Consider the following 7,135-nt stretch of genomic DNA (forward strand, 5'->3'; position numbering starts at 1 on the left):
GCGCCGTGTACCGGGGCGCTGCGGGCAACCGGCAGGACCAGGTGCCGCCACCGGCGACCAGCGGCGTGGACGAGCCGGGTGCGGTGCCCTCCGTCTCCGCCGGCCCCTCCCGCCCGGCGGTTTCCGCCGTTCCCCGTACGCCTTGAGCCGCCCTCCTCGGCGGCCCGCCCCGCTCCATCCGGTGCCGGTGGTGTGACGGCCCGGTCGCGCGCAGATCCGGGGGACGCGCTCCGAGCGGCCCCTGCCGCGGCAGGACCGGGTGCGGCGGGACCGCGTGCGCGGCGGGACCGGGGGGCGAAGGGACCGGGCGTGGCGGGGCCACGGGCTCACGGTGTCGGCCGAGAAGGCCGGTGAGCTCCGGCGGGACCGTGGTGTCTCGGCCGCCCGCCCGGCGGCGCTCCGCCTGCGCTCCCACCTGCAGGGCGTTTACCGTGATGACGATCGACTCAATCTGAAGGTATGACCGTCTGACCCCTCCACCCGTTCCCTTCCCCGGGGGAGGGCCGGCCACTGGTCCGTGTGTCGAGCCCGTGGCTGACAGGTCCGCCCGATGCCGGATGGCTGAGGCGGATCCCAGCGCCAGCCCCCGCCGGTGGCGCGGAGATCGGGAGAAGTCATGACAGGCCGCGGAGAACCGCCCGAAGGGCCGCCCGAGAACCCCTCGGGCGGAGAGGACGAGTACCGCTCACTCGTCTTCGACGAATCGTTCGTCCGCGCTGCCCGGCTGCAGGAATTCTCTGCCCAGGAGCGCATGGGCGTCCACGCGCGCGCCGTACGCTCCCTCCCTCGCCGGGGCAACCGCCGACGACGCCCCAGGACCGGTATCGCGCTCGTCGTGCTGATCGCGCTGGCCTTCGCCACCGCCGTCTACATCGGCTTCCGCAACCCCTACCCGGCGCCCGTCGTCCGACGCGCCGAACCGCTTCGGACCACGGTGGTCCCGCTCGCGCCCCAGGGACCCGTGCCCGGAGGAACCGCCGAGGCACTCCTCGCCGAAGGCCCGGCCGGGGCGCACCGCACCGGCGCCTCAGGCATCAACTTCCCCTCCGTACGGCGGACGAGGAGCTTCTCGGACAGTCAGGTGACCATCGCCCTGGCCACGGTCAAGGACTACCTTGTGGGCTCCTCGCTGGACCCCGACGTGCTCACCGGCGGGGTGGTCCGGCCTGTCGGGCGGCTGCTCGACCCTGACCAGACGGCGCAGTTCGACCGGAGCATGGACTCACCCGCCGACGACGGTGAGCACAGTGCGACCGGCTGGCTGGTGCGCTTCGACCCGGCCGAGGTGGAGCTGGCCGACCCCGACATCCGGGTCCACGGCACCCTCTCCTACGCGGAGGCGGGGGCGGACACACTGGAGGTGGTGTCCGACCACACCTTCACCTACGCACTGCGGCCCGTCGCGTCCGGCCCCCACCTGGCCGACGGAGCCTCGCTGTTCACCGTGCGCCGTGTCCTGACCTTCCTGCTCGACCAGGAAGACATCCGGCTGCACCGGCTGGAGGTCCGCAGCGCTTACGTCCAGGCCGGACCGCAGTCGTGCTCGGCCGCGACGGCGGGGGCCCTGCGCCCACTGCTGGCGGGCCGTCGTGGCGACACGCGGGGCACAGCCGGCACCGACCCGTACGCCACGGGGGTGCCGACGGCGGCAATCTGCGGCACGCTGGCCGTCAGCTCCCCGCAGCGGGCCCAGAGCCCTCCTCGGGGTCCGGACGCCTCCAGGTCCCCTCTGAGCCGTCCGTAGCGTCCGACGCCGGTGCGCCGTCCCGGCCTGCGCCACCACTGGCGGCGCTTCCGCCACCCGCGCCGGTGAACTTGTCCCGGAGCTTGCCTCCCAGGTCACCCGCACCGCCCGCGATGTCCCCGACGAGCTTCATCAGCGGGTCCTTGCTGGTGCGCACCGTGTCGGCGTAATGAGCCGCGGACTCACGGAAGGAGTCCGTCACCGACGTGTTCTTGTCCTCGTCCCGCTTGGGGTAGTGGCCGTCCATGATGCGCTGGAAGTCCCGGCTCTCCGACCACTTCTTCAGCTCGGCCGCCCTGACGGTGGTGAACGGATGCGTCCTCGGCAGCACGTTGAGGATCTTGAGCACGGAGTCGCGGAGGTCGCCGCTCTTCTCGTACTCGTCGGCCTGGGCGAGGAAGGCGTCCACGTTCATCTCGTGGAGATGATTGCCGCCGGCGATCTTCATCAGCCCGCGCATCGAAGAACGCAGATCCTGCCCCACCAGCAGCCCGGCCCGGTCGGCGGACAGCTCCGACTTGCGGAACCACTCACGCAACGCGGTCACGATCGCCATGATCGCGATGTTGCCGAGCGGGATCCACGCCACCTTGAGCGCGAGACCGGTGAGGAAGAGCAATATCGTGCGGTACACCGCGTGACCGGAGAGGGCGTGGCCCACCTCGTGGCCGACGACGGCGCGCATCTCCTCCTCGTCGAGCAGCTCCACCAGCCCGGTCGTCACCACGATGATCGGCTCGTCCAGGCCGATGCACATGGCGTTCGGCTGCGGGTTCTGGGTCACGTACATCGGCGGGACCTTCTCGAGGTCCAGGATGTAACAGGCGTCCCGCAGCATGTCGTTGAGGTGCGCGAACTGGGCGTCGCTCACCCGCACGGAGTCCGAGAGGAAGAGCAGCCTCAGGCTGCGCTCGGGAAGCAGGCCGCTCAGCGCCTTGAACACGGTGTCGAAACCGCTCAGCTTGCGCAGGGCCACCAGGGCCGAGCGGTCCGCCGGGTGCTCGTAGGCCCGCGAAGAGATGTCCGGGAATCGCCTTCGGCGCCTGCTCGGCGCGCTCTCGTGACTGGTGTCGGTCATGGATGCCCCCTGTTCGTACGAGACGTTGCTCGTCCCCCTGACAAAAGCCAGCGTATGCGCTGGCGCTACGGTGTGCGGGGGGCTGTGGATAACTTTGAGGAGCGCCCGGAATGCCGCATACCGCCGTCTTGCTCGCTGCTGTGTCCGAGGACCAGGGGCCGGGCAGCACACTCCGCGTCGTGCTCCTCGTCGCGCTCGTCGGAGCCGCCCTGCTGGCCTGGTTCCTGCTGCGTGGATACCGCAACGACGACAACAACGACTGAGTCGGCGTGAGCGTGCCCGTGGCGCCCGCATACGATGTGCGCGACGTCTCCCTCCTGATTCCCGATGGATAGGTCCTGCAGAAGATGAGCCTCTCGAGCACCGCGCACCAGCTGGTCACCCTCGCCTCCGAAGGCGAGCAGGGTGGTAACCACGAAAGCCTCAGTCCGTACCTGACCGGCATCGGCGCGTTCGTCGCGCTGATGATCCTGCTGTGGATCACCACTCGTTTCAACCGGGACCGCTGAGGCAGAGGCGAACGGCTGTGCCAGTAGGGTCTGCACGCATGGGAGAGCAGGAAGTGCCTACCGGCCGCGGCAAGCGCCGACTCGGTGTGATGGGCGGGACATTCGACCCGATCCACCACGGACACCTGGTGGCGGCCAGCGAAGTGGCTGCCCATTTCCACCTCGACGAGGTCGTCTTCGTCCCGACCGGGCAGCCCTGGCAGAAGAGCCACAAGCAGGTCTCCCCGGCCGAGGACCGCTATCTGATGACGGTCATCGCGACGGCGTCCAACCCGCAGTTCTCGGTCAGCCGCAGCGATATCGACCGCGGCGGGCCGACGTACACGATCGATACGCTGCGGGACCTGCGCACCGTCCATGGCGACGCCGACCTCTTCTTCATCACCGGCGCCGACGCACTCTCCCAGATCCTGACCTGGCGGGACGCCGAGGAACTGTTCTCGCTCTCCCACTTCATCGGTGTGACCCGGCCGGGCCACGTACTGACGGACGACGGGCTGCCCGAGGGCGGCGTCTCGCTGGTGGAAGTGCCAGCACTGGCGATCTCGTCCACAGACTGCCGTGCCAGGGTCGCGCAGGGGGAGCCGGTCTGGTATCTGGTGCCGGACGGTGTCGTCCGCTACATCGACAAGCGCCAGCTGTACCGCGGCGAATGAGCCACGGAGAGGGGCACCTGTGAACGACCGACACGACCCGTACGACCCGTACCAGCAGCAGCCGCAGATCATCGGCTACGACGAGTACGGGCAGCCGGTCTATCAGCAGCAGGGGCAGCAGCACTACGACCCGTATGCCCAGCAGCCCCAGCAGTCCCAACAGCCCCAGCCGCCCCAACAGTCCCAGCAGGACGGGCAGCAGCAGGGCTACGGCTACGACCCGTACGCCGGCGCGCAGCAGGGGTACGACCCGTACGCCGCCCAGCACACCCAGCAGCAGGCGCAGCCGACGCAGCAGGGATACGGGTACGGCGACGGCTACGGGGCGTACGGCTACGGCACGGGCCAACAGCCCGCCGTGGACGACTCCGCCCAGCAGTGGAACGCACCTCAGGCCCCTGCCGCACCGGCGGCCGCACCTCCGCCGCCCCTGCCGGAACAGCGGCGTGATCCCGAACCGGCGGCCGATGCCGCCGTGCCCGGGCAGCGCCGCGCCGACCGCGACTACGGCACCGAGCAGTTCTCCTTCATCGAGGAGCCCGACGAGGACTCCGAAGATGTCATCGACTGGCTGAAATTCACCGAGAGCCGCAGCGAGCGCCGCGAGGAGGCACGCCGACGGGGACGCAACCGGGTGGTCGCGCTGATAGTCGTCGTGGCCCTGGTGATCGTCGGTGGAGCGGGCTATCTGTGGTTCGCCGGAAAGATCCCGGGAGTCTCCGGCCCGGACGGGCAGAACACCACGGCGACGGGCCCCCAGAAGCGGGACGTCATCGTCGTCCATCTGCACAACACCAAGAAGGGCGGCACCTCCACGGCGCTGCTCGTCGACAACGTCACCACCGAGCAGGGCACCACCGTCCTGCTCCCCAACTCCCTGGCCGTGGCCGGGGAGGACGGGACCACCACCACGCTCGGCAAGTCCGTCGACGACGACGGGTCCACCGGCACCCGTGAGGCGATCGACACCCTGCTCGGCACCAGCATCAGCGGAACCTGGCGGCTCGACACCCCGTACCTCGAGAACCTCGTCGAGCTCGTGGGCAACATCGAGGTCGACACCGACACGGCTGTCCCCGACTCCAAGAAGGGCGCCTCGCCGCTCGTCGACAAGGGAGAGGGCCAGACGCTGAGCGGCCCGATGGCCGTCGCCTACGCCACCTACCAGGGAGCGGGCGAGCCGGAGACCAAGCAGCTGACGCGCTTCGGACAGGTCATGCGGAGCGTGCTGCGCAAGCTGTCCGAGGACCCCAAGGCCGCGGCCGTCACCATCGAGACCCTCGCGCAGATCCTCGACCCCTCGCTGCCGGAGCAGGACCTCGCGGCCTCGCTCGCGAAGCTTGCAGGGCACGCCAAGGTGGGCGACTACAAGACGGAGCTGCTCCCGGTCCAGAGCGACGGGACCCTCACGGAGAGGGCCACGGAGAGCGTCGTCAAGGACGTGCTGGGCGGCAAGGTGAAGGCCACGGACCAGGGCGCGGCGGTGCGTGTCGGGATCAAGAACGCCACGGGGAACACGAAGGGCACGGAGTTCGCCCGCGTACAGCTCGTCAACGGCGGCTATGCCTTCGTCGACAGCGGCAAGGCGGGCACCGCGGTGTCGTCCGAGGTGGTCTACGGAGCCGCGGAGGACAAGGCGAAGGCGGTCGAGGTCGCCAAGACCCTCAGCCTGCCGGAGAGCTCGGTCAAGAAGGGTGATCCCGCCGCGAATGCGGACGTGTCCGTCGTCCTCGGACAGGACTACAAGATCTCCGAGCAGACGTCGTAAGGGCTGTCGGCGGTCCGTGAGACCCTAGAGGTCGATCTGACCGCCGACGAAAGCCTGCATGTGACCGCCACGGACCGCTCCATCGAGCTCATCACCGCCGCCGCCCAGGCGGCGGCCGACCGGCTCGCGCACGACATCATCGCCTACGACGTCAGCGATGTGCTGTCGATCACCGACGCCTTCCTGCTGGCCTCGGCTCCCAACGACCGCCAGGTCAAGTCGATCGTCGACGAGATCGAGGAGCGGCTGCAGAAGGAGCTCGGCGCCAAGCCGGTACGCCGCGAGGGCGACCGCGACGCCCGCTGGATCCTCCTCGACTACGTCGACATCGTGATCCACGTCCAGCACAGCGAGGAGCGCGTGTTCTACGCGCTCGAGCGTCTGTGGAAGGACTGCCCCGAGATCGCCCTCCCCGAGGACGCGATCAAGACCCGGGGCAAGGCCGAGGAGCACGCCCAGCTCAACGGCGGCACGGAAGGTGACCAGAGCTGAACGGCAGCAGCAGCGGCAGGGGCCGCAAGATCGTCCTCTGGCGGCACGGCCAGACGGCATGGAATCTGGAGCGCCGTTTCCAGGGCTCGACGGACATCGAGCTGACCGGGACAGGCGTCGGGCAGGCGCGCCGCGCCGCCCGGCTGCTCGCCTCGCTCCAGCCGGACGCGATCGTGGCGTCCGACCTGCGGAGGGCGGCGGCCACGGCCGCCGAGCTCGCCTCGGTCACCGGCCTCGCCGTCGCACACGACGCCGCGCTGCGCGAGACGTATGCGGGCGCCTGGCAGGGCCTCACGCATGAGGAGATCCTCGGGCAGTACGCCGAGCAGTACGCGGCGTGGAAGCGCGGTGAACCGGTCCGCAGGGGCGGTGGCGAGCTGGAGACCGAGGTCGCCGACCGGGCGGCCCCCGTCGTCCTGGAGCATGCCGACAAGCTGCCCGACGCGGGCACGCTCGTCGTGGTCAGCCACGGCGGCACGATCCGGACGACCATCGGCCGGCTGCTCGGGCTCGAGGCCTACCACTGGGAGGGGCTCGGCGGGCTTTCCAACTGCTGCTGGTCCGTCCTGGGAGAAGGCGCGCGCGGCTGGCGTCTGCTCGAGCACAACGCGGGGACGCTCCCCGAACCGGTGCTCGGGGACGACGACTAGCGCGGTTCCGGAGGCCCCCTCCCTGCCGTGGGGGCCGGATTTCACTTTCCGGGTCGTCGCAGGCTAAAGTTCTTCTTGTTCGCGGCGCGGAAACGCAGGGAAACACAGCGGACAGCGGGGCTATAGCTCAGTTGGTAGAGCGCCTGCATGGCATGCAGGAGGTCAGGAGTTCAATTCTCCTTAGCTCCACGGTCAAGATCCCGTCCCCGGCAGGGGGCGGGATCTTGACCGTGGAGCT

General features: G+C 69.9%; 8 protein-coding genes, 1 tRNA gene and 1 pseudogene. 9 read left to right on the forward strand and 1 reads right to left on the reverse strand.

Going from position 1 to position 7,135, the window contains the following annotated elements:
* A pseudogene (locus tag BFF76_RS34855) lies at positions 1-146 on the forward strand (SCO2584 family spore wall biosynthesis protein); the annotation flags it as partial.
* Positions 147-616: 470 nt separating this feature from the next.
* Positions 617-1,744: an SCO2583 family membrane protein gene (locus BFF76_RS29385; protein WP_065849442.1), complete on the forward strand. Its 1,128-nt coding sequence runs from the start codon at positions 617-619 to the stop codon at positions 1,742-1,744.
* On the opposite strand, the gene BFF76_RS29390 is transcribed toward BFF76_RS29385, so the two are convergent.
* Positions 1,671-2,822 carry a M48 family metallopeptidase gene (locus BFF76_RS29390; protein ID WP_031091886.1) on the reverse strand — a complete coding sequence of 384 codons (1,152 nt, stop codon included), beginning with the start codon at positions 2,820-2,822 and terminating at the stop codon, positions 1,671-1,673. The genes BFF76_RS29385 and BFF76_RS29390 overlap by 74 nt on opposite strands.
* A 110-nt stretch (positions 2,823-2,932) precedes the next feature.
* Between BFF76_RS29390 and BFF76_RS33155 the strand changes: the two genes are divergently transcribed.
* From BFF76_RS33155 to BFF76_RS29415, 7 genes are all read left to right on the forward strand, one after another.
* Positions 2,933-3,085, forward strand: a complete 153-nt coding sequence (locus BFF76_RS33155) for a hypothetical protein (protein WP_042836272.1) — start codon at positions 2,933-2,935, stop codon at positions 3,083-3,085.
* Positions 3,086-3,169: 84 nt separating this feature from the next.
* Positions 3,170-3,331: a hypothetical protein gene (locus tag BFF76_RS33160; protein ID WP_042836271.1), complete on the forward strand. Its 162-nt coding sequence runs from the start codon at positions 3,170-3,172 to the stop codon at positions 3,329-3,331.
* Positions 3,332-3,369: 38 nt separating this feature from the next.
* Positions 3,370-3,987: a nicotinate-nucleotide adenylyltransferase gene (gene nadD, locus BFF76_RS29395; protein ID WP_031091884.1), complete on the forward strand. Its 618-nt coding sequence runs from the start codon at positions 3,370-3,372 to the stop codon at positions 3,985-3,987.
* A 19-nt stretch (positions 3,988-4,006) separates the two neighbouring features.
* The gene (locus BFF76_RS29400; protein ID WP_053928580.1) at positions 4,007-5,755 is read left to right on the forward strand and encodes an LCP family protein; all 1,749 of its coding nucleotides are present in this window, start codon (positions 4,007-4,009) and stop codon (positions 5,753-5,755) included.
* Between the two features lie 60 nt (positions 5,756-5,815).
* The gene (gene rsfS / locus BFF76_RS29405; protein WP_031091880.1) at positions 5,816-6,247 is read left to right on the forward strand and encodes a ribosome silencing factor; all 432 of its coding nucleotides are present in this window, start codon (positions 5,816-5,818) and stop codon (positions 6,245-6,247) included.
* The gene (locus BFF76_RS29410) at positions 6,244-6,897 is read left to right on the forward strand and encodes a histidine phosphatase family protein (RefSeq protein ID WP_053928579.1); all 654 of its coding nucleotides are present in this window, start codon (positions 6,244-6,246) and stop codon (positions 6,895-6,897) included. The genes rsfS and BFF76_RS29410 overlap by 4 nt, the downstream gene beginning before the upstream one ends.
* Before the next feature lie 116 nt (positions 6,898-7,013).
* Positions 7,014-7,086: transfer RNA gene (locus BFF76_RS29415), tRNA-Ala, on the forward strand.
* The last annotated feature ends 49 nt before the right edge of the window (positions 7,087-7,135 follow it).

The sequence above is a fragment of the Streptomyces mutomycini genome, from assembly GCF_001700505.1.
GTDB classification, from domain to species: domain Bacteria; phylum Actinomycetota; class Actinomycetes; order Streptomycetales; family Streptomycetaceae; genus Streptomyces; species Streptomyces mutomycini.

Excerpts from the sequence above, each read along its gene's own strand:
- nadD (WP_031091884.1), top strand. The coding sequence starts at position 3,370 with ATGGGAGAGCAGGAAGTGCCTACCGGCCGCGGCAAGCGCCGACTCGGT.
- BFF76_RS33160 (WP_042836271.1), top strand. The coding sequence starts at position 3,170 with ATGAGCCTCTCGAGCACCGCGCACCAGCTGGTCACCCTCGCCTCCGAA.
- BFF76_RS29385 (WP_065849442.1), top strand. The coding sequence starts at position 617 with ATGACAGGCCGCGGAGAACCGCCCGAAGGGCCGCCCGAGAACCCCTCG.
- BFF76_RS33155 (WP_042836272.1), top strand. The coding sequence starts at position 2,933 with ATGCCGCATACCGCCGTCTTGCTCGCTGCTGTGTCCGAGGACCAGGGG.
- BFF76_RS29390 (WP_031091886.1), bottom strand. The coding sequence starts at position 2,822 with ATGACCGACACCAGTCACGAGAGCGCGCCGAGCAGGCGCCGAAGGCGA.